The sequence below is a fragment of the Campylobacter sp. 2018MI34 genome (genome assembly GCF_016598975.1).
In the GTDB taxonomy this organism is placed as follows: Bacteria; Campylobacterota; Campylobacteria; order Campylobacterales; family Campylobacteraceae; genus Campylobacter_D.
Genome location: NZ_JAENKS010000185.1, coordinates 1 through 420, shown reverse-complemented (window position 1 = coordinate 420; position 420 = coordinate 1). Strand labels below are relative to the sequence as shown.

Sequence of the window (420 nt, the reverse complement as noted above, 5' to 3'; positions counted from 1 at the left end):
CTCCTCCGAAGAGCGAGTGCCCGGAGACCCGTCAAGGTGTCCCCTTGTCAACGATTTGGGGCCGCCGGCCCGCTATTCAAGGGGTATCCGGCCATCGCCACAGGCCATAGGCTGCGCTAAGCTTGGGACCCTCTCAAAAGCTCCGCGCTCAACGCGGGGGCCAAAAAGCCAGAAGAACAATGACCCTGGTCGCTGAAGCAAGACGATCCGGTGAGCCCATGACCGCCGGGTCCCGCCCGATTAGCTCCTCTACGGCCCAGCCGATTCCGCCCGAGCGCCTGCCCTTCAGCGGCTGGCTGCTGCGCTCCGGGCTCTATTCGATGACCTTGGGCGGGCGTAGCCCGCGTACTTTCTTCGCCGTGGCTCCCGATTCGTGGCCCGGCGACGCCGTGGTCGGCATGCGGCTGGTCGCCGGCGAGC

1 protein-coding gene is annotated in these 420 nt (G+C 66.7%); it reads left to right on the top strand.

The window, feature by feature from the left end:
• Positions 1 to 218: 218 nt before the first annotated feature.
• Positions 219 to 420 (top strand): hypothetical protein (locus JG676_RS08840; RefSeq protein WP_210328692.1); only part of this gene is annotated, 202 nt, incomplete at its 3' end.